The 25,423-nt window shown below is 65.1% G+C and carries 27 protein-coding genes; 15 read left to right on the forward strand and 12 right to left on the reverse strand.

The window, feature by feature from the left end; translation table 11 throughout:
* Positions 1-135: 135 nt before the first annotated feature.
* The 7 genes from QSJ34_RS13650 (at position 136) to QSJ34_RS13680 (ending at position 6,139) form a co-directional block, all read left to right on the forward strand.
* Positions 136-414 carry a hypothetical protein gene (locus tag QSJ34_RS13650; protein WP_285576160.1) on the forward strand — a complete coding sequence of 93 codons (279 nt, stop codon included), beginning with the start codon at positions 136-138 and terminating at the stop codon, positions 412-414.
* A 10-nt stretch (positions 415-424) separates the two neighbouring features.
* Complete coding sequence (locus tag QSJ34_RS13655) at positions 425-964, forward strand: glycoside hydrolase family 108 protein (protein WP_285576162.1); 540 nt, start codon at positions 425-427, stop codon at positions 962-964.
* The gene (locus QSJ34_RS13660; RefSeq protein ID WP_285576164.1) at positions 954-1,499 is read left to right on the forward strand and encodes a hypothetical protein; all 546 of its coding nucleotides are present in this window, start codon (positions 954-956) and stop codon (positions 1,497-1,499) included. The genes QSJ34_RS13655 and QSJ34_RS13660 overlap by 11 nt, the downstream gene beginning before the upstream one ends.
* Before the next feature lie 77 nt (positions 1,500-1,576).
* Complete coding sequence (locus QSJ34_RS13665; RefSeq protein WP_285576166.1) at positions 1,577-2,746, forward strand: Re/Si-specific NAD(P)(+) transhydrogenase subunit alpha; 1,170 nt, start codon at positions 1,577-1,579, stop codon at positions 2,744-2,746.
* Between the two features lie 68 nt (positions 2,747-2,814).
* Positions 2,815-3,099: an NAD(P) transhydrogenase subunit alpha part 2 gene (locus QSJ34_RS13670; protein ID WP_420798861.1), complete on the forward strand. Its 285-nt coding sequence runs from the start codon at positions 2,815-2,817 to the stop codon at positions 3,097-3,099.
* A complete protein-coding gene (locus tag QSJ34_RS13675) occupies positions 3,096-4,517 on the forward strand; it encodes an NAD(P)(+) transhydrogenase (Re/Si-specific) subunit beta (RefSeq protein ID WP_285576170.1) in 1,422 nt (473 codons plus the stop codon). The genes QSJ34_RS13670 and QSJ34_RS13675 overlap by 4 nt, the downstream gene beginning before the upstream one ends.
* A gap of 47 nt (positions 4,518-4,564) precedes the next feature.
* On the forward strand, positions 4,565-6,139 hold the full coding sequence (locus QSJ34_RS13680) for a hypothetical protein (RefSeq protein ID WP_285576172.1): 1,575 nt from the start codon (positions 4,565-4,567) through the stop codon (positions 6,137-6,139).
* 3 nt (positions 6,140-6,142) lie between these two features.
* Here the strand turns inward: QSJ34_RS13680 and QSJ34_RS13685 are convergent, their stop codons facing one another.
* Both QSJ34_RS13685 and QSJ34_RS13690 read right to left on the reverse strand, forming a co-directional pair.
* Positions 6,143-6,952, reverse strand: coding sequence for a ferredoxin--NADP reductase (locus QSJ34_RS13685; protein ID WP_285576174.1), 810 nt, complete (start codon positions 6,950-6,952; stop codon positions 6,143-6,145).
* A gap of 93 nt (positions 6,953-7,045) precedes the next feature.
* Positions 7,046-9,049 (reverse strand): sigma-54-dependent Fis family transcriptional regulator, encoded by a 2,004-nt coding sequence (locus QSJ34_RS13690; protein ID WP_285576176.1) that lies wholly within the window; start codon positions 9,047-9,049, stop codon positions 7,046-7,048.
* A gap of 288 nt (positions 9,050-9,337) precedes the next feature.
* Here QSJ34_RS13690 and QSJ34_RS13695 point away from each other — a divergent pair, with 288 nt between their 5' ends.
* Positions 9,338-11,068 (forward strand): aldehyde ferredoxin oxidoreductase family protein, encoded by a 1,731-nt coding sequence (locus QSJ34_RS13695; RefSeq protein ID WP_285576178.1) that lies wholly within the window; start codon positions 9,338-9,340, stop codon positions 11,066-11,068.
* A 1-nt stretch (position 11,069) separates the two neighbouring features.
* Positions 11,070-11,303, forward strand: coding sequence for a MoaD/ThiS family protein (locus QSJ34_RS13700; RefSeq protein WP_285576180.1), 234 nt, complete (start codon positions 11,070-11,072; stop codon positions 11,301-11,303).
* Positions 11,304-11,325: 22 nt separating this feature from the next.
* On the opposite strand, the gene QSJ34_RS13705 is transcribed toward QSJ34_RS13700, so the two are convergent.
* Positions 11,326-12,039 carry a nitroreductase gene (locus QSJ34_RS13705; RefSeq protein ID WP_285576182.1) on the reverse strand — a complete coding sequence of 238 codons (714 nt, stop codon included), beginning with the start codon at positions 12,037-12,039 and terminating at the stop codon, positions 11,326-11,328.
* A gap of 243 nt (positions 12,040-12,282) precedes the next feature.
* Here QSJ34_RS13705 and QSJ34_RS13710 point away from each other — a divergent pair, with 243 nt between their 5' ends.
* The 3 genes from QSJ34_RS13710 to QSJ34_RS13720 are packed head-to-tail and all read left to right on the forward strand — an operon-like array spanning position 12,283 to position 15,064.
* Entirely contained in the window at positions 12,283-13,473 is a 1,191-nt protein-coding gene (locus QSJ34_RS13710; RefSeq protein ID WP_285576184.1) for an enolase-like domain-containing protein, read from the forward strand.
* A complete protein-coding gene (locus QSJ34_RS13715; protein WP_285576186.1) occupies positions 13,473-14,096 on the forward strand; it encodes a histidine phosphatase family protein in 624 nt (207 codons plus the stop codon). Before QSJ34_RS13710 ends, QSJ34_RS13715 begins: the two co-directional genes overlap by 1 nt.
* Entirely contained in the window at positions 14,093-15,064 is a 972-nt protein-coding gene (locus tag QSJ34_RS13720) for an ATP-grasp fold amidoligase family protein (protein WP_285576188.1), read from the forward strand. Before QSJ34_RS13715 ends, QSJ34_RS13720 begins: the two co-directional genes overlap by 4 nt.
* On the opposite strand, the gene QSJ34_RS13725 is transcribed toward QSJ34_RS13720, so the two are convergent.
* From QSJ34_RS13725 to QSJ34_RS13740, 4 genes are read right to left on the reverse strand one after another with little or no spacing between them, the layout of a single operon-like run.
* A complete protein-coding gene (locus QSJ34_RS13725) occupies positions 15,061-15,714 on the reverse strand; it encodes a hydroxyacylglutathione hydrolase family protein (RefSeq protein ID WP_285576190.1) in 654 nt (217 codons plus the stop codon). The genes QSJ34_RS13720 and QSJ34_RS13725 overlap by 4 nt on opposite strands.
* 58 nt (positions 15,715-15,772) lie before the next feature.
* Positions 15,773-15,922, reverse strand: a complete 150-nt coding sequence (locus QSJ34_RS13730; RefSeq protein WP_285576192.1) for a hypothetical protein — start codon at positions 15,920-15,922, stop codon at positions 15,773-15,775.
* Positions 15,923-15,929: 7 nt separating this feature from the next.
* Positions 15,930-18,101, reverse strand: coding sequence for a ferrous iron transport protein B (gene feoB, locus QSJ34_RS13735; protein WP_285576195.1), 2,172 nt, complete (start codon positions 18,099-18,101; stop codon positions 15,930-15,932).
* Positions 18,101-18,346 (reverse strand): FeoA family protein, encoded by a 246-nt coding sequence (locus QSJ34_RS13740; RefSeq protein WP_285576197.1) that lies wholly within the window; start codon positions 18,344-18,346, stop codon positions 18,101-18,103. Before QSJ34_RS13740 ends, feoB begins: the two co-directional genes overlap by 1 nt.
* An 89-nt stretch (positions 18,347-18,435) precedes the next feature.
* Here QSJ34_RS13740 and pgsA point away from each other — a divergent pair, with 89 nt between their 5' ends.
* Positions 18,436-19,005, forward strand: a complete 570-nt coding sequence (pgsA, locus tag QSJ34_RS13745) for a CDP-diacylglycerol--glycerol-3-phosphate 3-phosphatidyltransferase (protein WP_285576199.1) — start codon at positions 18,436-18,438, stop codon at positions 19,003-19,005.
* A gap of 207 nt (positions 19,006-19,212) precedes the next feature.
* Positions 19,213-20,100, forward strand: coding sequence for a pseudouridine synthase (locus tag QSJ34_RS13750; RefSeq protein ID WP_285576201.1), 888 nt, complete (start codon positions 19,213-19,215; stop codon positions 20,098-20,100).
* Positions 20,101-20,452: 352 nt separating this feature from the next.
* On the opposite strand, the gene QSJ34_RS13755 is transcribed toward QSJ34_RS13750, so the two are convergent.
* The 5 genes from QSJ34_RS13755 to QSJ34_RS13775 form a co-directional block, all read right to left on the reverse strand.
* Complete coding sequence (locus QSJ34_RS13755; RefSeq protein ID WP_285576203.1) at positions 20,453-20,896, reverse strand: DUF2721 domain-containing protein; 444 nt, start codon at positions 20,894-20,896, stop codon at positions 20,453-20,455.
* 198 nt (positions 20,897-21,094) lie between these two features.
* Entirely contained in the window at positions 21,095-21,754 is a 660-nt protein-coding gene (gene ribA / locus QSJ34_RS13760) for a GTP cyclohydrolase II (RefSeq protein ID WP_285576204.1), read from the reverse strand.
* A 104-nt stretch (positions 21,755-21,858) separates the two neighbouring features.
* Positions 21,859-22,854, reverse strand: coding sequence for a DHH family phosphoesterase (locus QSJ34_RS13765; RefSeq protein WP_285576206.1), 996 nt, complete (start codon positions 22,852-22,854; stop codon positions 21,859-21,861).
* A gap of 26 nt (positions 22,855-22,880) precedes the next feature.
* The gene (gene add, locus QSJ34_RS13770; protein ID WP_285576208.1) at positions 22,881-23,948 is read right to left on the reverse strand and encodes an adenosine deaminase; all 1,068 of its coding nucleotides are present in this window, start codon (positions 23,946-23,948) and stop codon (positions 22,881-22,883) included.
* 230 nt (positions 23,949-24,178) lie between these two features.
* Positions 24,179-24,679, reverse strand: coding sequence for a Fur family transcriptional regulator (locus QSJ34_RS13775; RefSeq protein ID WP_285576210.1), 501 nt, complete (start codon positions 24,677-24,679; stop codon positions 24,179-24,181).
* A 194-nt stretch (positions 24,680-24,873) separates the two neighbouring features.
* On the opposite strand from QSJ34_RS13775, the gene QSJ34_RS13780 reads away from it, so the two are divergent.
* Positions 24,874-25,338 carry a hypothetical protein gene (locus tag QSJ34_RS13780; protein WP_285576211.1) on the forward strand — a complete coding sequence of 155 codons (465 nt, stop codon included), beginning with the start codon at positions 24,874-24,876 and terminating at the stop codon, positions 25,336-25,338.
* The last annotated feature ends 85 nt before the right edge of the window (positions 25,339-25,423 follow it).

The following is a 25,423-nucleotide window of genomic DNA, read 5'->3' on the forward strand; positions in this document are numbered from 1 at the left end:
TAACTGGGTCAACCATTCCGTGGCCCCAAATGGGATAGGCGTTCACATTCCGTGAACAGGCAGCTACTTGGAACAGCGCTAAGACTTTGGCCCATCGATTGCCATTCCCGAGCTGTGGCCACCTCTGGTGCCGAAATGACCTTCCCTGCCAACTCAGACCCGAGTGAACTATGCCAAGGCATCCTGCGGTACCTGCGCGCGCACCCCGAGGCTGCCGACAGCCTGGAGGGCATCGCCTCCTGGTGGCTGCCCGCCTCGGGCTATTCCGCCACCACCGAAGCGGTCCAATTAGCCCTGACTCAGCTGGTGGCAGAGCACCGCATCGCCCGCATCGATCTGGCGGATGGCCGAACCCTCTACCAAAGCGTGGACAAGGTCTCCGGTTCACACCCGGCCTGGAAACCCCACCCCTAGGAGGTGAGATATGAGCAACGTCCTCGACGAGGCCCTGGCCTTCACACTGGGAAACGAGGGGGGTTACACCAACCACCCGGCGGACCCGGGCGGCGCCACCAATTTCGGCATCATCCAGCGGAACCTCGACGCATGGAACGCCGTCCACTCCGACCTGGGTTTCCCCACCGACGTGAAGGACCTGACCCAAAGCCAGGCCGAGGCCATCTATCGAGCCGACTACTGGCGGTGGGATGCCATCACCGATCCGTCCATCGCCATCAAGCTCTTCGACATCGGCGTGAACTGCGGAACGGGAACCTCCATCAAGCTCCTGCAGAAGGCCGTGAACCTGCTCGTGAACCCGCCCATCGCCGTGGACGGGCAACTCGGGCCGACGACCCTCGGAGCCGCCAACGCTCAGCCCCCGGAGGCCTTGATGCAGGCGATCTGCCAGGTGCAACGGGACTACTACCAGGCGATCGTCACCCGCAATCCCAGCCAGTCCGTCTTCCTGAAAGGCTGGCTCAACCGCGCATCCAGGACCCCGGAGGTACCCCATGGCGTTTGATTGGAAAGGGCTCGTCAAGAGCATCGCCCCCACCATCGGGACCGCCCTCGGGGGCCCGCTCGGTGGCATCGCCGGACTGGCGCTCACCAAGGCCCTGGGGGTCAGCGACGATGCGGCGAAGGACGAGTCCACCATGGCCGCCGCGATCCAGGGGGCGAGCCCCGATCAGTTGCTGGCGCTCAAGAAGGCCGATCAGGATTTCGCCGTCCAGATGCAGAAGCTGGGCTTCGAAAACATCGAGGCCCTGGAGGCCATTGCCGCCGGGGACCGCGCCAACGCCCGCGATCGCGAGGTGAAGGTCAAGGACTGGGTGCCCAAGGCCCTGGCGGTCGCCATCACCCTCGGCTTTTTCACCCTCATCTTCTTCCTGTTGCGCCACGAGCCTCCGGAAAGGTCCCGCGACATCCTCAACATCATGCTCGGCAGCCTGGGTTCCGCCTGGGTCGGGGTGGTGACCTACTACTTCGGATCCAGCGCAGGATCTGATCGAAAGACCGAATTGATGGCTCGCAAGACACAGGGGCAGCCATCGTAAAAAATCAACATTAAACATCGGGCCTCAACCAATGGTAAGGTGTCCGCACCAATGCGGATTTCCAAGCCGAGGACCCCATGAAGATTGCCGTTCCCAGAGAGATCAGGGCGGGCGAGACCCGCGTCGCGCTGGATCCCGAATCCTGCAAGAAACTGATCCAGCTCGGCATCGAGGTGGCCGTCGAAGCCGGCGCGGGCGCTGCCGCGCAATATCCGGACGAGGCCTACCGGGCCGCGGGCGCCACCCTAGCGCCCGATGCGGCCTCACTCCTGGACCAGGCGGACTTCGTGCTGAAGGTGAACGCGCCCCAGGAAAGGACGGACGGAACCCACGAGGTGGATCTGATCCGGCCCGGCGCCATGCTGCTCGCGTCGATCTTCCCCACACGGCACCTCGAGGCCGTGAAGCGGATGGCCGCGCGGCCCCTGACGGCCTTCTCCACCGACTGCATCCCGCGCACCACCCGGGCGCAGGCCATGGACACGCTGTCCAGCCAGGCGAACCTCGTGGGCTACAAGGGCGTGCTCCTCGGCGCCATGGAGCTGCCGAAATACTTCCCCATGTTCATGACCGCCGCCGGCACGACGCTGCCCGCCAAGGTCTTCGTCATCGGCGCGGGCGTAGCCGGCCTGCAGGCCATCGCCACCGCCAAGCGCCTGGGCGCCAGCGTCACCGCCACGGATGTGCGCCCGGAAGTGAAGGAACAGATCGAATCCGTCGGCGGCAAGTACGTGGGCATCGACCTGAAGCAGGGCGCCTCGGCGGGCGGCGGCTACGCCGCCGAGCTGTCGGCGGAAGACAAGGCCCTCCAGGCCAAGATGCTCGCAGATCACTGCGCACAGGTGGATGTCGTCATCACCACGGCCCTCATCGGCGGCGTCTTCGCCCCCAAGCTGCTCGATGAAACCATCGTCCGGTCCATGAAGCCGGGATCGGTCATCGTCGACCTGGGCGCCGACGGCGGCGGCAACTGCACGCTGTCCAAGCTGGGCGAAACGGTGGACGTGGGCGGCGTGAAGATCCTCGCGCCCCTCAACCTGCCCGCCACGCTGGCCACCCACGCCAGCATGCTCTTCTCGCGCAACCTGCTGAACTTCATGACGGCCTTCTGGGACAGGTCGGCCGCGCGCTTCAACCTCGATTGGGCCGACGACATCCTGAAGGGCTGCGCCGTCACCCACGAGGGCCAGGTGGTCCACGGCCCCACGCAGAAGGCACTGAATCAGGCACAGGGAGGAGTGGCGTGATGATGCAGACGGCACATTCCGAGGCGGCAGCCGCAGCGACCGGGGGCGGGCACGGGCAGCTCGACTTCATGGGCGCCCTCTTCGTCTTCATGCTGGCCACCTTCATCGGCCTCATGGTCATCCAGCGCGTGTCGCGCCTGCTGCACACGCCGCTCATGAGCCTCACCAATGCGATCTCGGCCATCGCCGTGGTGGGCGCCCTCATCGTATCGGCCGGTGATGGCCACCCCGGCTACATCACGGCCCTGGGCCTCGTGGCCATCTTCTGTTCCACCACCAACATCGTCAGCGGATTCCTCATCACGGACCGCATGCTGAAGATGTTCAAGAAGCAGGAAAAGGGGGCCAAGTGAGCGCCGAGACCCTCGTCCAGCTTCTCTACCTGGTTTCGACCGCCCTCTTCATCCTCTCGCTGCGGTGGATGAGCGACCCCGAAACCGCCCGCAAGGGCGTCTTCTCCGGCGTGGCGGCGATGACGCTCGCCGTGGCCGGCACCCTCGCGGGTGTCATCGCCACCGGCGGCACGCACTACTGGTGGATCCTCGGCGCCTTCGCCCTGGGCGCCGCCGTGGGCTACCCGCTGGCCCAGGTGCCCCTCACGGCCGTTCCCCAGCGGACCGCGCTGTCGCACGCCTTCGGCGGCCTCGCCGCGGGTCTGGTGGGCACGGCGAAATTCTTCCTCTACTTCGGCCAGCGCAACGAGGCGGCCCTCGCCCCCTTCATCGTCGTGGCCCTGGTGGCCGAGGTGCTCCTGGGCTTCCTCACCTTCACCGGCTCCCTCCTCGCTGCCGGAAAACTGCAAGAGGTGAAGTGGATCCCCCAGCGGCCCGTCACCTATCCCCTGCAGAACGTCAGCAACCTGGCCCTCTTCGCCCTGGCCCTCGGCCTAGGCGTGGCCCTGGTGCTGCATCCGCTGGCGCCCTGGGCGCCCTGGGCCTTCGGCGGCATCAGCGTGCTCTCCCTGGCCTTCGGCGTACTGCTGATCATCCCCATCGGCGGTGCGGACATGCCGACGGTGATCTCCATCCTCAACGCCTACGCGGGTCTTTCGGCCGTGGCCATGGGCTTCGTGCTCAACAACAAGCTGCTCATCACGGCCGGCGCGCTTGACGGCAGCTCGGGCCTGATCCTCTCCGTCATCATGTGCAAGGCCATGAACCGCTCCTTCTTCAACGTGCTTTTCGGAGCCTTCGGCCAGGCCCAGACGAAGGCGGCCGACGATGAGCAGAAGGTCTACAAGGCCGACACGACGGAAAGCGCCGCGCAGATCATGGAACAGGCGAGCCTCGTGGTCATCGTGCCCGGCTACGGCATGGCCGTGGCCCAGGCCCAACACAAGGTCCGCGAGCTGTACGACCTGCTCAAGAAGCGCGGCGTCACGGTGAAGTTCGCCATCCATCCCGTGGCGGGCCGCATGCCTGGCCACATGAACGTGCTGCTAGCGGAGGCCGAGATCCCCTACGACGACCTCGTCGAAATGGACGAGATCAACGGCGACATGCCCCAGGCCGACGTGGCCCTCATCATCGGCGCCAACGACGTGGTGAACCCCGCCGCGCGCGCGGACAAGAGCAGCCCGATCTTCGGCATGCCCATCATCGACGCCGACAAGGCCCGGACCGTCTACGCCATCAAGCGCTCGAAGAATCCGGGATTCGCGGGCATCGACAACGAACTCTACTTCCTCGACAAGACCTTCATGCTCTTCGGCGACGCCAAGGCCGTGGTGGGGGAACTGGCCCGGAAGCTGGCGGGAGAAGGCGGGCATTGAAGGCCTTCCCACACACGACCCTTGAAGACCCGGACCAGGAGCCCTGCATGCCCCGTGTACGTTCGCCGCGCATTTCATCCCGCCCCGCCCTGCTCGCCGCCGGGCTGTTGGCCGGCCTGGCCTCGCTCGGCTGCGGCCACGGCAGCTCGGGCCCGAGGGTGACCGTCGAACCGCCGCCCCCTTTCACCGGCAGCGGACCTGCCTGGTACGGCTACGGGCGGGACGCCCAGCACAGTGCCCAGACCAGCGTCGTCGCCCAGCCTCTCACCCGGATCCACTGGCAGATGCCCGTCGATCTGCACCCCCAGTATTCGACCGGCGAGCTGCTCATCCACTACGGCTCCATGGTCATCACGTCCACCAACACCGCCATCGTCCCCGTCAAGACCGGGGCCACGGACGGGTTCAGGGTCGAGGCCCGCAACGGCGCCTCGGGGGTGCTGCTCTGGCAGGCCGACAGCGATTACGTGCTGCCGCAACACGGCTGGGTGCCCAGCTACGGCCCCGCACTGACCGCCGCCAACCGGGTCTACTTCGCGGGTTCGGGTGGCAAGCTCTTCTACCGCGACACCCCCGATTCCGCGCAGGGCAGCATTCAAACCGCCGTCTTCTACGGATCGGGGGAATATGCCACCGCGAAGACCGCCTACGATGCGGCCGTGAAGGTCACGACGCCTCTCACGGCGGACAGCCAGGGAAACATCTTCTTCGGATTCCAGGTCACCGGCCCCACCCGCGCGAACCTGGCGAGCGGCCTGGCGCGCATGGGCGCGGACGGACAGGGCACCTGGATCAGCGCGCTGAACGCCACGGGCGATGCCGCCATGACCCGGGTCGTGATGAACTGCGCACCGGCCCTCTCCAACGACCAGCACACGGTCTACACCGCCGTCAGCGATGGGGCCAGGGGCTACCTCGTCGCCCTGGACAGCACCACCCTGCAACCCGCGGCCAAGGTGGCGCTGACGGATCCCGCCACGGGGCTCCCCTCGCTGCTTGATGACGACGGCAGCGCTTCCCCCACGGTCGGGCCGGACGGGGATGTCTACTACGGCGTGCTGGAATCCAACATGGGCCAGCATAATTTCCGCGGCTGGCTCCTGCACTTCGACGCGACTCTCGCCCACGCGAAAACGCCCGGATCCTTCGGCTGGGACGACACGGCCTCGCTCGTGCCCGCCAGCATGGTGCCCTCGTATACGGGCACCTCTTCCTACCTGCTGATGACGAAGTACAACAACTACCTCGTACTCGGCTACGGGAACGGCTACAACCAGGTCGCGATCCTGGATCCCAACGCCACGCAGGGTGATCCCTACTCGAACGTGCCCGTGATGAAGGAGGTCCTCACCATCCTCGGCCAGACGCCGGACGATCCCGCCCACCCCGGCAGTGTCCACGAATGGTGCATCAACACGGCCGTGGTGGACCCCGCCTCCAAATCGGTCTTCGTCAACAACGAGGACGGCTACCTGTACCGCTGGGATCTCACCACCAACACCTTCCCCGAGCGGATCCGCCTCACGGGCGGGCTCGGAGAGGCCTACACGCCCACGGTCATGGGCCCGGACGGCCACATCTACGCCATCAACAACGCGACCCTCTTCGCCGTCGGCCGCTGAGCCCTACCAGTACTCCTCCACGTGGATCTGCCCGGGCTCCTGCTTGGTGTGCAGCTTGAAGCCTTCGGCCTCCAGCAGGGGCTTCATGGCCTCGATCATGTCGGGATTCCCGCACAGGAAGACATGGGTATCCGCCGGTGACGGGGCGAAGCCCCAGACCGCGTCCAGCACGCGCTCGCCCCAGAAGGCCTGGAGGCGTCCCGTGTGGCCCTTCCATGGGACGAGTTCGGCGGCGGGCCGCGTGATGACGGGAATGTAGGTGAAGTTCGAGGCGAGGTGCTGGAGGTGGAACAGCTCGGCACGGTAGCCCAGGTCCCAGGAGTTTCTGGCCCCCTGGAGCACGGCGATGCGGCGCGTCTGGCTCGGATTCAGGTGCGTGTGGATCATGCTCATGTAGGGGGCCAGTCCCGTGCCCGTGCTGATGAAGATGAGGTTCTGATCCTCGGGCACCTGTTCCAGCGTGAAGAGGCCCGAGGCCTTCGGTGACAGCCAGACGCGGTCCCCCACCTGCAGGGAGAAGAGCCGGGGCGTGAGCGAGCCGCTCTTCACGTGGGCGATGTAGAACTCCAGATACTCCCGTTCCAACGAGGAGGACGCGATGGAATAGGCCCGCCGGATGAAGGCGTCCGGCGCCGGTGCCGGATCCTCCGGTTCTGAATCCGCGCAGCGAGGTGCCGAAGCGGCGAGCCCCAGAACCGCGAATTGGCCGGGCTTGAAGGCGGGCAGCTCCCAACCGTCGGGGGCCACCCGCAGCACCGCCAGGCCCGGCGCGAAATCGATGCGTTGCGTGATGAAGGCATTGAGATCAGGCATGGGACCTTCCTTTGAGGAGGTTGCTCAGGCTTGCGAGATCTTATCCCTTCAGCGGGCCTTCCACCTACGCTCACTTCCCATGCATGCCCATGTTCAGAGGCCCAATTTTTGAAGCTTCCGATACAGGGTGTTCCTGGCCATCCCCAATTCCTGTGCGGCCCTGGTCATGTTGCCCTTCGAGGCGCGCAGGCAGGTCTGGATCTTTTCCCGCTCCTCCGCCATCAACTGTTCGCGAAGGCTGGCGGGTCCCTGAGTCCTGACCGGGCAGGAGAACCCTGGAACCGCCGCGGGTGAGAGGGATTCCGAAGGATGCAGGATTTCCTCGGGAATCTCGCTCATGGAAAGCGCCGTGCCTTGGACAGAATGAATCATGCGCTCGACGACATTCTGGAATTCCCGGATGTTGCCCGGCCAGGCATAGCCCTGCAGGATGTCGATCACACTCGGATCGATGCGCAGGCCAGAGATGCCCCTTCGGGCGGCGAACTTGTGGACGAATGCTTCCAGGAGCTCAGGAATGTCCTCCGGGTGCTCCCGCAGGGGCGGCAACTTGATCATGGAGACGTTGAGCCGGTAGAAGAGGTCCTGCCGAAAAGTCCCTTTCCGGATGTCCTCCCGCAGATCCTTGTGAGTCGCGCAGATGATCCGCACATCCACGAGGAAGGACCGGTCCCCGCCGAGGCGCGTGATGGTCTTGTCCTGTAGCACCCTGAGCAGCGCGATCTGCTGTTCCAGCGGCATGTCCCCGATCTCGTCGAGGAAGATCGTGCCGCCGCTGGCTAGCTCGAATTTCCCGGGGCGTCCCCCTCGGGCGGCCCCAGTGAAAGCCCCATCCTGATAGCCGAACAATTCGCTGGCGATGAGCTCCCTGGGGATGGCCCCGCAGTTCACGGCCACAAAGGGCCCTTTCCTGCGTTCCGATTGGTTGTGGATGGCGTGGGCGAACATTTCCTTGCCCGTTCCGCTCTCCCCGGTCAACAGCACATTGCTTTCGTTGGCCGAGGCCAGCTGACCCAGCTGGACGGCCCGCTGCAGCACCCCGCCCTGACCGAGGATGTCCTCGAAACGGAAGGTGGCCTGGGCTCCGCTGAAGCGGTTGATGAGCCGTTTGATCCGGTTGATGGGATTCACGAAAAGCACGGCCCCCTTGAGCACACCGCCTTCATCCAGGATGGGCTTGCCGCTGACGATGCACTGGATGGCCCCCCGACCGGATTTCAGCTCCAGTTCCCGATCCAGAAATTCCTGGCCCCATTCCAGCAGCTCGCGAATCGGCCCCAGATCCTGAATCAGGTCGGTCATCCGCTTGCCGGCGGCCTGCGGGCTGGAGATCGCCAGAAGGCGTTCGGCCACAGGATTGATCTGGGTGAGCGCACCGTCGACATCCAACACCAGCACCCCGTCCGTGACGGTGAGGAGGATGCTGGAAAGCCGGTTGTTCAGCAGTGTGAGTTCCTGGTTCTTCTGCCCCAGCTCCAGCTCGTGCTGGATGGCTTCCACGGCGGCCATCACGAGTCCGAGCGTGTGGATGTGGGTCTCATCCACGGGCCCACTCATGTCCAGCAGGCCAATGGTCTTTCCCCTGGGATCCACGATGGGCGCCCCTGAGCAGGTCCACCGGTGGTGTTTCTGGCAGTAGTGCTCCGCTCCCGAAACCTGGAAGGGGCGACCCAGGACCAGCGGTGTACCAGCTCCATTGGTTCCCACTTCTCCTTCGGCCCAGAGCGCGCCCTTGTTCAGGTTCAGATCCTGGGAGGCCAGGATCCGGTCCTGATCCCCGACGGCCTCCAGCAGGTACCCTTGCTCATCGAAAAGCAGAACCACGAAACTGGACCCCGCCACCAGGCTGTACAGGTTCTCCATGAAGGGCTTGGCGACCCGGATGAGATCCTGCTTTCGCTCTGCCAGCGCGGCGAACGCAGCCGACCCCAACGCCAGCGTGGAGCGCCCGGCCAGTGGATCCACACCCGCGGCCTTGCAGCGGCGCCAGGACGCTTCCAACTCGAGTCCCAGGGCTCCTGGTTCAATCTTCCCCTCACGGATGAAGCGATCCCAAATCACCCAGCTTTCCGTGCTGCGGCCAGCTTGGTGCGCCATAGCCCCTCCGAAGGCAGGCTCATGCCTGGAATCGATCCACTCTGTTCCATATCGATACAATTCGGAACAAAAATGATCAATAAGCAACACTTTTGCGCAAATAATCACAACCTTTTTCAATGACGCATTGAAACCATTTGAAAATCCTTTCACGTCTTTTTCTACGCTTCGAGAGAAGGGCAGATCTTCATAGACCCATCTATCAAGAATGAACTCCAAGGGCTTTAGGGCTCGGCACAGCTCCTGCCATGACAAGAGACCAACTCATGGCCTTCAAGGAGAACCCCCATGGACAAGATTCTGCGCGTGAATTTGAACGACCTGACCACCAGGGTCGAGGAGGTGCCCTCGGAGTGGGCCGGTCTCGGCGGCCGTGCCCTCACATCCACGATCGTGGCAAAGGAAGTCCCGCCCACCTGCCACGCCCTCGGACCCAACAACAAGCTGGTCTTCGCGCCGGGGCTGCTCTCAGGCACCGCGTCGTCCAACTCGGGGCGTCTCTCTGCCGGCGCGAAGAGTCCGCTGACAGGGGGCATCAAGGAGAGCAACGTCGGCGGAACCGCCGCCCAGATGTTCGCGCGCCTCCGTATCCATGCCCTGATCATCGAAGGCATGCCCAAAGGCGATGGGTGGTACTCCCTCCGGATCAACAAGGAGGGTGTCTCGATCCAGGAAGAAACGGGGCTTCTGGGCCTGGGCAACTTCGCCGTCATCGATGCCCTCCAGTCCCTGCTCGGCAAGAAGACGGGCGTGATCGTCATCGGCCCGGTGGGTGAAATGAGGCTCTCCTCCGCGAACATCTCGGTGAAGGATCCCTCTGGCAAGATCCGCAGCCACGGCCGCGGCGGGCTTGGCGCCGTCATGGGCTCCAAGCGGATCAAGTTCATCTCCATCGATGACGAGGGCGCCCCGGGCATCCAGATCGCCGATCCGGAAAAATTCAAGGCGGCCTCCCGCGTCTTCACCAAGGCCCTGATGGACCATCCCGTGAGCGGCCAGGGCCTTCCCACCTACGGCACGAATGTGCTCGTCAACATCCTCCACGAGGCGGGCGGCCTGCCCACCCGGAACTTCACCTATGGCCAGTTCGACGGGCATGAGCAGATCTGCGGCGAAACGATGCACGACACCATCGTGGCGCGTGGCGGCAAGCCCAGGCACGGCTGCCATGCGGGCTGCGTCATCCAGTGCTCCCAGGTCTACAACGACAAGGACGGTCAGTACCTGACCTCCGGATTCGAGTACGAAACCATCTGGGGCCTGGGCGCCAACTGCCTCATCAAGGAACTGGACGACATCGCCCAGGCGGACAGCGTCATGGATGACCTGGGCATCGATTCCATCGAAACGGCCGTGGCCTTCGGTGTGGCCATGGAGGCGGGCCTCCTGCCCTGGGGTGACGGGAAGGAGGTGGTCCGCATCCTGCGCGACGAGATCGGCAAGGGCACGGCCCTGGGTCGCGTGATCGGTTCCGGCGCGGGGGCCGTGGGGCGTACTTACGGCGTCACGCGAGTCCCCGTGGTGAAGAACCAGGCGATCCCGGCCTACGATCCCCGTTCCGTGAAGGGCATCGGCATCACCTATTGCACCAGCCCCATGGGTGCGGATCACACGGCGGGTTACACCATCGCCACCAACATCCTCAACGTGGGCGGCCAGGTGGATCCGTTGAAAAAGGATGGGCAGATCGAACTCTCAAGAAACCTGCAGATCGCCACTGCCGCCATCGATTCCACGGGCATGTGCATTTTCATCGCCTTCCCGGCCCTCGATATCCCCGAGTGCCTGCCGGCCCTCATCGACATGATCAACGCCCGGTTCGGCGCCAGCCTGACGGGGGATGACGTGGTGAACCTGGGCAAGACCATCCTGAAAACCGAGCGGGCCTTCAACCTGGCCGCGGGACTGACCGCTGCCGACGACCGCCTGCCTGAATTCTTCAAATCCGATCCGGTCGCGCCGCACCAGGCCGTGTGGGATTTCACGAACGAGGAAATCGACGCATTCTGGGATTTCTGACATGGAGCAGATTCACGTCACCATCAAGCTCTTCGCCCATTTCCGGAACGGGCGGTTCAAGGAAGCCAACCATCCGTTCGCCCCAGGTGTGGACTGCCGCCAGATCATTCTCGGGCTGGGCCTCGGGTTGGGCGAAGTGGGCATCGTGATGGTGAATGGCCAGCATGCCTCCCTCGACCAGCGGTTGAAGGAACAAGACACCCTCGCCCTCTTCCCCCTGGTGGGTGGAGGGTGAGGCCGGCAACAAACCCATAACGTTACCTTTCGATGAACCGCGCGAACTCGGACACGGGCGCCCGCTCGGTCACCAGGCTGTTTTCCACGGCCGCGGGATCCGCATAGCCCAGGGCCATGCCGCACACGAGCATCTGATCGGGCCTGAAGCTCAGCTCTTCAGCGATGACGCGGTGAAACTGCGTGAAGGCCGCCTGGGGGCAGGTGTGCAGGCCCCGCGCCCGGGCGGCGATCATGATGTTCTGCAGGAACATGCCGTAGTCCAGCCAACTCCCCAGCTGCAGGGCCCGATCGATGCTGAAGATCAGGCCCACGGGCGCATCGAAGAAGGCGTAGTTCCGCCCGTGCTGACGGTGCATGCCCGCCTTGTCCGTCTTGGCGATGCCCAGCAGGCCATAGAGATCCCAACCCACCTTGCGGCGACGGTCGACATAGGGTGAAAACCATTCCTTCGGGTAGTAGTCGTACTCGCGCTCCTGCAGGGCCAGTTCGGCGGGATCGTCGTAGATGGCGGCGATGCGCTCCGAGAGCCGTTGCTTGGCGGCGCCCGTCAGGACGTGGACCTGCCAGGGTTGCGTGTTCGTGCCCGATGGCGCCCTGGAAGCCACGCGCAGGATGGCCTCCACCGTGTCCCGCGGCACGGGCGTCGGGAGGAAGGCCCGGATCGAACGGCGGCTCGTGATGGCGGCGTCGACGGCCGATGTCTGCGCTTCGGTGGGCTGGTTGAACGGGGTCACGCCATGGCTCCTTCAATCCGGAGGGTGCCTGGATTCCGGAGGCATCCGGATCCAGGGTATCCAGTCTGCCTCTGCGCCCTTCAACGCCGGCATCGAAGCCAAGCACCTTGCCCATGAGGACCTAGGCCCCGACCAGGACCAGAAATACCTGGACAAGGGCCTTTCAATGACGTCATAGTCAGCTCTTCTTTTTCACATTCATCTCGTGCGCCCATCGCACCCTTACGCGAGAGTGGACTTTTCATGTCCAGCATCCAATCCATCACCCATCGCAGGATCCTGAACTCCCATGCGGACTTCACCACGGAGTTCCAGATCGAGTTCGAGGACGGTTCCACGGGGCGTGGCGCCTCGCCCAAGGGTGAAACCATCAGCATCTACGAGGATCAGAACCTCGCCATCAACCCGCAGATCATCCTCGATCAGATGGATCAGGACGGATGCTTCCACAGGCCCTTCGATCAGGAGACCTTCGACGCCTACCTGGCCGGACGGATCGATCGCTTCGGAAGGAACAACGCCTTCAGCCTGTCCCTGGCCTTCTTCAAGGCCACGGAAGCCACTCGCTCTCCCTTCGATCTCTTCGGACGGCAGCCCGGGAAGCTCCAGGCGCCCCGGCTCTGCCTCAACATCCTGAACGGCGGATGGCACGCCTACACCAACCCCGTCCTCAGCGATTTCAGCGAGTTCATGCTCGTCGCCACCGACTCCGATCTGGCCACGGTCCTCGCCAGCCACCAGGCGATCCAGCGCGTGGTCAAGGAAAGGCTGCGCACCCTGGACACCACGGTGATCTCGGGAAACCGCGTGCACACCTTCGCCGCCGCCGACAACCGCGCCGTCATCGAATTCCTGCTTTCGATCCGCGAGGGGCTCGGGTTGACCAAGCAGTTCGATCTGATGATCGACGCCTCGGCCTCCGACCTGTGGAAGGAGGGCCGCTACCGCCTCGCCCTCACGGATGGCTCGGCGCATACGAGCGACAGCTTCCGCGACTACTGGCAGGGCCTCATCCGCGACTACGGCCTCGTCTACCTCGAGGATCCCTTCCATGAAAACGATGAGGCGGCCTGGCGCGCGCTGACGGCGGCCCAGACGACCTGCCGGATCATCGGCGACAATTTCTACTCCTCCGATGCCGAACGAATCGACCGGGGCGCCCAGGCGGCCTGCACCCATGGGGCCATCGTGAAGCCGAACCAGGCGGGTTCAGTCACCGCCGTGCGCCGAGCCATCGATGCGGCCCGCCGCCACGGACAGATCATCATCTCGTCGCACCGGTCCATCAGCACCGAAGAGACCTTCCTCTCGCTCCTGACCTGCATGGAAGGCGTGCCCTACATCAAGATCGGCCCCCTGGAGACGGACTACTCCTCCGTGGTCCGGCTCAACGAGATCGTCCGCCTGACAACTCAAAGCGAAGGACGCGCCTGATGACGAAGACCAGCATCAGCACCCTGCGTCACGCCCGGACGACCTACAACGCGGAGAAGCGCTACGCCGGATCCATCGATGTGCCGCTGTCCGAGCAGGGTCGGCGCGAGGCCGAAGAGGCCGCCACGAAGATGAAGGGCCTCCGCTACGACGCCATCGTCACTTCGCGCCTGCGCCGGGCCCGCGATACCGCCCAGTGCTTCCTCACCGAAGGCATGCCCTTCGTCCAGACCCGCCTCTGCAACGAGCGCTGCTTCGGCATCATGGAAGGTCTCACCTGGGACGATGTCCAGACCCTCGATCCGCCGGTGCTCATGATCTCCGTGGGGGGTGACCTGCACACGGTGAACCCGCTCCATGGCGAGCCCTTCGAGGAGGTCTGGGAGCGGGCCCGCAGGTTCCGCCGCCTGCTCTTTCGCCGCTTCCCGGGCCAGAAGGTGCTCGTCATTTCGCACGGCGTCTTCCTCCAGATGTTCCACGGCGTGCTTCGCGGGTCGAACTGCATCGAATCCCTGGCCCTCTTCCCCGCCAACCTGGAACTGCGTCGCTTCGAGTTCTCGGGAGAGCACCTGATCGAAGAATCCGCCGTCAAGCTGAGCGATGTGAACGAGGTGGCCTGGTGACGGAGACCCGACCCCTGGCCTCCCGCTTTCGGGAGAGCCTGTACCGAGGCACAGGCCTGGCCTCGCTGCATGCCTACATCCGCAAGTGGGAGCCGCCGCCCTACCTGTATCCCATGCTCTACCGCCTCTCTCCAGTCCTGCTGGCCAAGATCCGCTACCGGATCGAGGGCGGGGGCTGGCTCGCGCTCGACCGCCCCCGCACCTTCGACGAGAAGCTGTTCTGGCTCATGCTCTACTGGCGCCATCCCCTGAAGACCCAGTGCGCCGACAAGTTCGAGATGAGGCCCTACGTCGAGAGCCTCGGCTATGGGCGCCTGCTCGTGCCCCTCCTCGGCGTCTACGAACGCAGCTCCGACATCGACTTCGGTGCGCTGCCGGATCAATTCGTCCTGAAGTGCACCCACGGATGCGGCTTCAACCTCATCTGCCGGGACAAGAAGGATCTGGATATCGAGGCCACCCGCCGCCAGCTGGATGCCTGGATGAAGGTGGACTACGCCAAGGTGAATGGGGAGGTCCAGTACGCCCAGATCCAGCCGCGCATCACCTGCGAGCGCTTCCTGGACGGCGGCAACGGCAGCCTGCCCGCCGACTTCAAGCTGCACTGCTTCCATGGGCACCTCCAGTTCACGACGGTCTGCACGGGCCGCGGCGCGGATGGCCACGGGGCCGCCTATGACCACTACGACCGGGATTGGCAGAAGCAGGCGGCGATCTCGCGATCCGGCGTCCATCCGGAACGCTGGAGCGGCCCGCCGGACTGCTATGCGGAGATGCTCGAGGCCGCGGAGGCGCTGTCCCGGCCCTTCCCCTACGTCCGAATGGATTTCTACGCGGTCCGCGGTCAGGCCCTGCTGGGCGAGATGACCTTCACGCCCGCCGGGTGCATCGATACGGGCTACACGGACGAGGCCCAGGCCTACCTGGGGGGGCTCATCCAGCTGCCCGAGCGCTTGACCCGCCCCTAGCGAAGCCCGTGCTGGACCTTGAATCCGGCCCAGCCCTGCTTGGCCTTCAGGAAGGCCTCCACATCCGGACACAGCAGGAAGGGGTTGGTGAGCTTCTCCCAGGCCACGGTGGAACTGGGCCGGGCGCCGTAATCGTGGCCCGGCCAGATCGTGGTGTGCGGCGGCCATTCCTTCATCAACCGCTGGAGGCTGGCCCATTCCGTGCGGCCGTCCGCCTCGCTTTGCGTGCCCCCCACCTTGCCCACGAAGAGCAGGTCGCCGGTGAGGGCCGCGTCCTGTCCTTCCACGAGGAAGGCCAGGTGATCGTGGTAGTGGCCCGGCACGTGCCACACGCGGAGCGCGTAGGCGCCGAAGGGAATCCGGTCGCCGTCGTGCAGGGTGAGATCCACCGGCCCGGGATGCCCGGGGCCGCCCGCCACGCGCGCGCCTGTGAGCGCCTTCGCGGCCTCGTTGCCGTTGGTGTGGTCGGGGTGGCCGTGGGTGTTGAGGATGTGCGAGACCTTCAGACCTTGAACCCGGGCCCGCTCCACCAGCGCCTCGGGCGAGAACGAGGGATCGATCAGCAGGCCCACGCCCACCTCGCGGTCGCCCAGCAGGTAGCCGAAGTTGCGATCACCCCCGACCCGGATCTGCTCGAAGATGAACCGCATGGATCCTCCTGCGCGAGGACGGCCCTGACCCTGGCCGGATCCATTATCGCTTGCGCGCCTACCTCTTGCGAGCGGCGGGACAGCCGCCGGAGCTGCACTTCCCGCAGCTGCTGCCCGAGGAGGCGCTCAGATCCTGATAGGCCCCCCGCAGGAAGTAGAGGGCCGCGAGCCCAGCGGAAGATACGGCGAGAATGCTCTGGAAAGTCATGGCTGCCTCACGCGAATCCAAAGGCGCGGCCCACGGCAACGGTCACCCAGGCCAGCCCCCAGCCGAGCGCCAGTCCGTAGCCCACCGTGAAAGCCGCCCAGCCCCAGCTGCCGGCCTCGCGGCGGATCATCGCGATGGTGCCGAGACAGGGCGTGTAGATGAGGGTGAAGACCATGAAGGCCAGGGCCGTCAGCGGCGTCAGGCCCGATCCGTCACGCAAAGCCACCTGGAGCGGGCTGAGCCGCTCGCCTTCCTTGGGCTCCTCACTGGCCTGGTGGATGACGGCCATGGTCGAGACGACGATCTCCTTGGCAACGAAGCCCGCCGTGAGCGCGATGACGTCCTTCCAGGCCTCGGCGCGCTTGTGATCCGGATCCAGGATGGGGCGGAGGACGGGTTCGACCTTCTGACCCAGCTTGGCGGCGAGGCTCGTGTTCACGATGCGGCTTTCATGGGCGAGCTGGAGGGCCTTGAGGCGATCTTCGGATTCGGCCGCCGGCAGGTTCAGCGCGGCCACGGCCTGACGCTGCTGCTGGTACTCGAGCGTCCACTGGCGGTTGGCGATGCCCGGATAGCGCGACAGGAACCACACCAGCGTCGCGCCCGCGAAGATGGTCGTGCCCGCGCGGGTGAGGAAGATCGAGCCCTTCTCCCACATGTGGATGAGCGTGGCCTTCAGCATGGGCAGGCGGTAGGGCGGCAGCTCCATCACGAAGGGCGAGCTGGGCCCGCTGAACAAAGCGCTGCGCAGGAGCCGGCCCATGAGCACCGCCAGGCCCAGGCCCAGGAAGTGCATGGCGATGATGGCGAGGGCTGCCTTGAAGGGTGTGAAGAAGGTTCCGGCGATGACGATGTAGACCTGCAGGCGCGCCGAGCAGCTCACCAGGGGCGTCACCAGCATGGTGATGAGGCGGTCCTGGGGGCTTTCGATGGTGCGCGCCGCCTGGATGGCCGGCACGTTGCAGCCGCTGCCCATGATGAGGGGGATGAAGCTCTTCCCGTGCAGGCCCATGACGTGCATGAGGCGGTCCATGATGAAGGCCGCCCGGGCCATGTAGCCCGTGTCCTCCAGGAACGCGATGCAGCCCATGAGGATCATGATCACGGGCACGAAGACGATCACCGCGCTCACGCCGGGGATGACGCCATCCACCAGCAGGCTGGTCAGCTCGCCCGCGGGCAGGCGTGATCCCACGAAGGTCGACAGGGCCTTGAACCCGTCGGCGATCCAATCCTGCGGGATCTTCCCGAGGATGAAGGAGAGCGAGTACACCAGGGCCAGGATGCCGACGAAGATGGGGATGCCCAGCCAGCGGTGCGTGAGGATCGCATCCAGCTTGGCCGTGGGCGTCGTCTTCTCGTCGGGCGCCGTGGCCACTTCCTTCACCAGGCCGTGGGCAAATCCGTAGCGCCGCTCGGCCACCAGGGTGGCACCGTCGGCGCCGAGATGCGGTTCGAGGAAGGCGAAACTCTTGGACAGCTGATGTCGAATGGCCTCACTGGCATGGCTTTCGGCCACTAGACGCTTGGCCTCGGCATTGTTCTCCAGCAGCTGCAGGGCCAGCCAGCGCGGCGGCATGGTGGCTTCCAGCTTCTCGTCCCGGCAGATCTCCGTGTGCAGCTTGGCCAGCTCGCCTTCGATATCGTGGCCGTAGTCCACCGTGATGCGGCGGCAGCGGTTGGATTCGCCCAGGGCCATGGAGGCCAGCAGCGTCTTCAGCTCGGTGATGCCCTGCTCCCGGTTGCCTACGGTGGGGATCACCGGGCCGCCCAGCAGCAGCTCCAGGGCGGGCACGTCGATACGGACGCCGCGGTTCTCTGCGTCATCGACCATGTTCAGCACGAAGGCCACGGGCTTGCCCAGCTCCAGCAGCTGGGTGCTGAGGTAGAGGTTGCGCTCCAGGTTCGACGCGTCGAGCACGTTCAGGACCAGGTCCACTTCGGGCGAAGCCAGGAAGGACGCGGCCACCTTCTCGTCTTCGCTGCGGGCGGAGAGCGAGTAGGTGCCGGGAAGGTCGACCACCTCCATGGTGGTGCCGCCATGCTCGAAGGTGCCGCTGCGGCGTTCCACCGTGACGCCGGGCCAGTTACCGACGTGGTGGCGCGCCCCAGTGAGCGCGTTGAACAGCGTGGTCTTCCCGCAGTTGGGGTTGCCTGCGAGGGCAATGGTCAGAGTCATCAGGCCACCGGCTGTACGAGGATGCAGGAGCTTTCCTCGCGCCGGAGCGAGAGGTGGTACCCCTTGATCACGAGTTCCATGGGATCACCCAGCGGCGCAAGCTTCTCCACCCTCAGGCGGGCCCCGCGGATGAAGCCCATCTCCAACAACCGCTGGCGGACCTGCCCCTGAGCCTGCACCTGGATGACCTCCCCCTGATCCCCGGGTTGGAGTTGACTTAAAGGGATCGGAAGATTTTGAGTCATAGTCTCAACTCCATGAACCAGTCTATCTCACACCCAGCATGGAACAAGGTGCGGGTCAGAGGATGTGATCTCCGTCTAAACTGAAGGCAATGAATGCCTCCAGTCCCATCACTCTGCCCAATGCGCTGACCTTGCTGCGGATCCTTGCGATCCCCTTTTTCGCCATTGCGGTCTGGTACGGCCACTACTGGCAGGCCTGCATCCTCTTTGCCGCCGCCGGCTTCACGGATTTGCTGGACGGACTCATCGCCCGCACCTTCAACCAGCGTTCGGACCTCGGCGCCATCCTCGACCCGGCCGCTGACAAGATGCTGATGACCACGGCCTTCATCCTGATGGCCTGGCGCACCCAGGGCATGACGGCGCCGATCCCCGTCTGGGTGGCCATCCTCGCCATCATGCGGGATCTGCTGATCTCCTTCTACGCCTTCGCCTCCGTCGACCGGCTCAGCGACAGCAAGTTCCATCCGAGCCTGCTGGGAAAGCTCAGCACCGCCATGCAGCTCATCGCCCTTTCGCTGGGCCTGCTCTTCAATGCCCTGGGCTACCGCCCTTGGATGGCGTTCCTCCTGCCCCAGATGTACTGGCTGGTGGCCGCGCTGGCGCTCGCGTCGGGCATCCACTATTTCCTGCGGGCCACGCGGACCTCGGCGGCCTGATAGACTGGGTCATCCGCGTCGGGAGACGCCGAAGGAGCCGCCATGAGGAAATTCACCCCGAAGGGGTCAGGATCTGCGTCCACCACCAAGAAGGCCACGCCCGGCCGGTCCTCCGCTCGTCCCGCGGAACGGTTTGAAGCGCGCCCCGCGCGTCGATCTGCGAGCCCTGCCACGGGTCGCCCTGAAACCCGTTCCGAGGAGCGCCCCGTGCGCCGCCCGGCCGCCCGTCCCGAGGAGCGCCCGGACCGCCGCCGGATGGATCCCGCTTCGGCCCGTCCCGCGCGCCGGCCCGCGGATCGCCCGAGTGATCGTCCAGGCACACCTGCGAAGCCCCGGTCCGCTGCCCCGGCAGGCCCCCGCAAGACCGGTCCACGGCCCGGCGGCCCCGGCCAGGAGCGCCTGCAGAAGATCCTCGCCGCCGCGGGCATCGACAGTCGCCGCGCCTGCGAGCAGATCATCCTCGACGGCCGCGTCCAGGTGAACGGCGTCACGGTCACGGAACTCGGCAGCTGCGCGAACCCCCGCCGGGACGAGATCACCGTCGACCTCATCCCCATCCACAAGGAAGATCCGGTCTACATCCTCATGAACAAGCCCAAGGGCTACGTCACCACCGTGAAGGATGACCAGGGCCGCCCGACCGTCATGGCCTTGTTGAAGGGCGTGCCCGGGCGCCTCTACCCCGTGGGCCGCCTCGATTTCAACTCCGAGGGGCTGCTGCTCATGACCAATGACGGCGCCCTGGCCCAGGTGCTGACGGGGCCCGAGCACGAGATCCCCAAGGTCTACCTCGTGAAGGTCCACCGCAATCCGCGCCCCGAGCTGCTGAAGGAATTCCAGGAGGGCTTCCTCCTCAGCGGGCGCCGCCTGAAGCCCTGCCACATCGAGGTCGCCGAGAAGGGCGACAATCCCTGGCTGAAGGTCACCCTCACCGAAGGCAAGAACCAGCAGATCCGCCGCATGTTCGCCGCCGTGGGCCACCCCGTCAGCAAGCTGCGCCGCGTGCAGTTCGGCCCCCTGGCCGATCCCCTGCTGAAGCCCGGCGCCTGGCGCTTCCTGAGCCCCCAGGAGATCGCGGCGATCAAGAGTCTCTGATGTTCTCCGGGGGTTCCTCGCTCCGCTTCGCTGCGCGAATACCCCCGGACCCCCACGCTTAGCCCGGCAAAGCCGTGCTTCGCTGAAAGCCCAGAACCTAGACGAGGTCGAGGCTCCGCAGCCTCTAGTGATCTCCGGGGGTTCCTCGCTCCGCTTCGCTGCGCGAATACCCCCGGACCCCCACGCTTAGCCCGGCAAAGCCGTGCTTCGCTGAAAGCTCAGAACCTGGACGGGGTCGAGGCTCCGCAGCCTCTAATGATCTCCGGGGTTCCTCGCTCCGCTTCGCTGCGCGAATACCCCCGGACCTCCACGCTCAGCCCGGCAAAGCCGTGCTTCGCTGAAAGCCCAGAACCTAGACGAGGTCGAGGCTTCGCACCGCGAGGAAGATCTCCCGCAGGAAGGTCACGAGGGCCGTCACGAAGGCGGCCATGGCCAGGATGAACAGCGAGGCTACGGCCATGGCCACGCCCGCCTTCAGGAGGGCCCCGAGGAACACCGTGGCGATGCTGATGCAGACCAGCAGCGCCGCGATGGTCCCGGCCGTGATGGCCATGTTCACGAGGTGGCGCCGCTGAGAAAGGGTGTGCATCTCCGCGTGGATGAGCGCGGCCTTGGCCTCGCCGGCCATCTCGAGCCGGTCGCTCAGGGCGCGGGCGCGATCCACGATGCGCGCCAACCGCGTGGAAAGTACGCCGAGGATGGTGCCGATGGAGGTGAGCAGGAAGACCGGCGCCACCGACAACTGGATGACGTGGGAGATGTCGTAGATGGTCTGATCAGAGACGGGCGCGTTCATGCTTCACGTTATCAGCCGAGGCCAGACCCCGGTCAAGCCTTGGCCTTTGGCGCCTAGCTTGAGCGAGGATCGGGCTCGGCCCGAGCCGAGCGAGGGGGTCCGGGGGGAGGCTCCGGGTCCACGCGCCAAGAGGCGCGTGGGAGCAACGCATGGCGTTGCGATAGGCGGAGGCGCGCAGCGCGGGACCCCCGGGGAGCATTAGAGCGCCTCTTCCTCGAAATCCAGCATGTGGCCGCTCTTGCGGGCCTTGGTCTTCAGGTAGCGCAGGTTGTGCGGGTTGGAGGCCAGCTGGTGGCGCTCCCGCTCCACCTCGATGCCCGCGGATTCCAGCGCGCCGATCTTGCGGGGATTGTTGGTGAGCAGCTTCACCTTGGTGATGCCGAAGAACTTCAGCATCTCCACGGCGCAGTCGTAGGTGCGCAGATCGTCCGGGAAGCCCAGCGAGTGGTTGGCCTCCACCGTATCCAGCCCCTGCTCCTGCAGGGCGTAGGCCTTGAGCTTGTTCAGCAGGCCGATGCCGCGGCCCTCCTGGCGGAGGTAAAGCACCATGCCGCCGTGCTCGGCCACGTGGCGCAGGCCCTCCTCCAGCTGCTGGCGGCAGTCGCATTTGAGGCTGCCCAGCACGTCGCCGGTCCAGCACTCCGAGTGCACGCGCACGGGGATGCGGCGCCGGGCGTCAATTTCCCCGGCCACGATGGCGAGGTGCTCCTTGCCGGTGGCGTGTTCCAGGAAGCCGTAGACGGTGAACTTCCCGAAGATGGAGGGCACGTTCGCCTTGGCGATGAAGGGCACCTTCTCCGCCTGGAGCTTGCAGAAGAGTTCGAGCTTGGGGGCGCTGCTGGGTTCTTTGGGCGACATGGGTTTCCGGAAAGAGGCGGTCACCTGATTGGATGCCGCTCGAGGAACAAAAAGTCTGAGGCCTGGACCACGTCCGGGCAACCCTTCGGTGCCCGGCATACAACCTAGGCCATATCTTGCCTTATCTGTGCAATGACGCCGGCTTCCACCGCGGCGATGAAGGATTCCAGGGGCTGGGCGGCCTTCGCGCCCGAAGCCAGCCGGTGGCCCCCGCCGCCGAACTGGCGGCAGACCGCGTTCACATCCACCCGCTCGCGGGAGCGCAGACTCACCTTGGCGCGGCCGTCCGCGGCCTCGGAGAACAGGGCCGCTACTTCGACGCCCTTCAGCTTGCGGGGTTCCTCCACCAACTCGTCCAGATCCTCGTGGGTGGCGCCGCAGGCCTCGAGATCCGCCTTCGTCACCGCCACATAGGCGAAGCGGCCCCCTTCGCGCAGCTGCAGACCCCCCATGGCCCGTCCGAAAAGCTTCAGCTTGGCGGGTGTGGCGGTCTGATAGAGGGCGTTGAAGGTGCGCGCCGGATGGACCCCCTGCGCGATGAGATCGGCGGCGGCGTGATGGATCTTCGGCGTGGTGTTGGAGTGCCGGAAGTTGCCCGTGTCGCTCACGAGCCCGGCGTAGATGGCCTGGGCCATAACGGGCGGCAGGTCCCCGCCCACCCGCGGCCGCACCAGGTCGTAGACCAGCTCGGCGCTGGCGCTGGCGGTGGGATCCGTGAACTCGTCGTCGAACCCCTTGGGCTCGTCCTTCAGGTGATGGTCGAGGCAGGCGCGCTCGGCCTGGGTGCCTTCGAAGGCCGCGTACAGCGCGCCCATGCGGTGAGGCTCCGAGGCGTCGATGAGCAGCCACGCATCCGGCCAGGCCGCTAGATCCCTGTGGGCGCCCGCAGGTTCGTAGGCCTCGATCCAACCCTCGGGATCCAGGAATCGCAGGTTTTCGGGCAATGCCGGCGTCACGACGATGCGGGCCGCTTTGCCTGCGCCCTTCAGATGGGCGGCCAGAGCAATGGCGGCGCCCACGCCATCCCCATCCGGGTTTTCATGCGTGGTGAGGAGCACCTTGGCGTGTTGGTCGAGAAAGACGGCGAATCGATCCAGCATGAATCCTGACCTCGACAGTCAGGATATCAGAGCTGTTCCTTTTTACTTTCCAGGCTGCCGGGTTTGAAGGCCTTCAGCTCGTGCACCACTTCCGCCAGCAGGGCGCGCTTGAGGGCGTAGGGCAGGAAGGCGCTCTTGAAGCCCATGATGATGACTTCCTTGATCTCTTCGAGGTTGAAGCCCAGCTCCTCGTGGATGACCTGGAATTCCTTGCTGACGGTCGTATTGGTCACCATGCGGTTGTCCGTGTTCACGGTGACGCGCAGGCCCAGGTCGTAGAAGAGGCGGATGGGATGATCGGCCATCTTCTTCACGGCTTTGGTCTGCACGTTGCTCGAAGGGCAGCATTCCAGCGGGATGCGGTGGTCGTTCACGTAGTTCAGCAGGTCGCCGTCTTCGATGAGCCGCACGCCGTGGCCGATGCGGTGCGCGCCGCAAAGGTGGATGGCCTGGTGGATGCTCTCAGGCCCGTAGGCCTCGCCCGCATGCAGGGTGCAGTTGATGTTGTTCTGGAGCACGCGGCCGAAGGCATCCTTATGGCGCTTGGCGGGGAAGTTCTCCTCCGCGCCCGCCAGATCGAAGCCCACCACGCCCTTGTTCTTGAAGGCCACGGTGAGGTCCGCCAGGCGCAGCGAGATGTCGGGTGAGATGTGGCGCATGCCGCAGAGGATCACGCCGGTCTTGATGTTGTACTGGCGCTCGGCCTGGGCCAAACCCTCGAGCACGGCCTGCACGATGGCGTGGAGCGTGAGGCCCTTCTGCTGATGGAGGATGGGGCTGTAGCGCACCTCCATGTAGCGGACGTTCTCCTTGGCCGCGTCTTCGGCCAGCTCGAAGGCCGTGCGGACCAGACTCTCGTAGGTCTGCATCACGGACAGCGTCACGTCGAAGGCGCGCAGATACTCCACCAGCGACTTGCAGTCATCGCCCACTTCCACGAAGGGGCGCAACCCCTCCGCGGTGTCCGCGGGCAGCTTCACCTTCTGCTCCTCCGCCAGCTGGAGGATGGTCGGGATGCGGAGGCTGCCATCCAGATGCACATGCAGATCCGTCTTCGGAAGACGCTGGAGATCCTGAATCGTCAATTTGGCCATGGCCAAGCCTAGCGCCGTCCCCCTCGGTCCGCTATGGCATGGAAAGCCCCCACCGCAGACCACCAAGGGAGGGACAGAATCAGGAGCGGGTACAAGCGAAAGCCCGGCTCCGCCGGGTTTCTGCGCGGGGGCCCGGGGGGAGGCTCCATGTCCACGAGCCTAGGGCGAGTGGGAGCAACGCAGAGCGTTGCGTCACATGGAGGCGCGCAGCGCGGAACCCCCGGAGAATATTAGGTATTGAGCTGGCTCAGACGGTGGGCGAGGACCGAATCATCCGTCGTCTTGCCCTGGCAGGCCTGGCAGAGGCCGAAGATCTGATGGCTGTGGTGCATCGGCTTGAAGTTGAACTCACGGCAGATCTGCTCCTGGAGGGCCTCCAGATCGGCGCGGAAGAACTCGATGATGGCGTCGCAGTTCAGGCAGATCAGGTGATCGTGATGTTCGTCGCTGCGCACCGCTTCGTAGTGGGCGTACTGATCGCCGAAGCTGCTCTTCCGCACCAGCCCGCACTGCACGAGCAGGTCCAGGGTGCGGTAGACCGTGGCCCGGCTGATGGCCTTGCCCTTCTGCTTGAGGGCCATGTGCAGCTGATCCGCGTCGAAGTGGTGAGGCTGGCCGAACACCTCCTCCACCAGTTCCAGCCGCTCGCCGGTCAGCTTCAGCTGACGGGAGCGCAGAAAGGTCTCGAAGCGCTGCTGTTCCTCAGGCCGTTCGATCTTCGTCTTGCGCATAGGAACCTCGAAGAGTGTGCACGAATGATAATTAAATCAGAAATTTACAAATCCATATTCCAGGTGTAGTATAGCTCTTCCGTATACATATTGGAGTGCCCATGGCCATTGTCGTTATCGAAACTCCCAGTCTTACAGCAGATCAGAAATCCAGAATCGGAGAACGTGTCATCACAGCGCTTCAGCACGAGGGCATGGCTCCTGGTTCGGTGGTTGTGCTCTTCCAGCCCGAACGCGGGGACATCTACCTGGACGGCCTGCTCGTCCAGGCCCAAATGACCGCCCCCCAGGCCGCTGCACCCACCGCCCCCGCCCCCAAGCCGCATGTGCCCATGGTCGAGCAGGAGATGGCTCCGGCCTTCAAGACCAAGGCCCGCCGCTCCAAGCCTGAACTGGAGGATATGAAGGGCCAGCTGATGCGCGCCCTGCAGGACAAGGGATCCCTCAGCAGCTTCGAGGCCCAGGTCGCCCTGGACCTCAAGGATTGCGACTGGGCCCCCGCCACGCTCCGCCGCCTGTTCACCGAACTCGAGGATGCCAAGCTCATCGTCAAGAACGGTCAGAAGCGCGGCACCCGCTATGTCTGGAAGGGCATCGTGAACACCCCCCAGGCCTCGCCGACCGTGAAGCTCGTCAAGGCCGAGAACGAGGAAGGCTGAGGATCCTCGATCCGCATGAAGAAGCCCGGCATGGCCGGGCTTCTTCATGTCTGGGCTTCTTCATGTCTGGGCATCGTTCCGTCCG

Source organism: Geothrix limicola (assembly GCF_030268085.1).
GTDB classification, from domain to species: domain Bacteria; phylum Acidobacteriota; class Holophagae; order Holophagales; family Holophagaceae; genus Geothrix; species Geothrix limicola.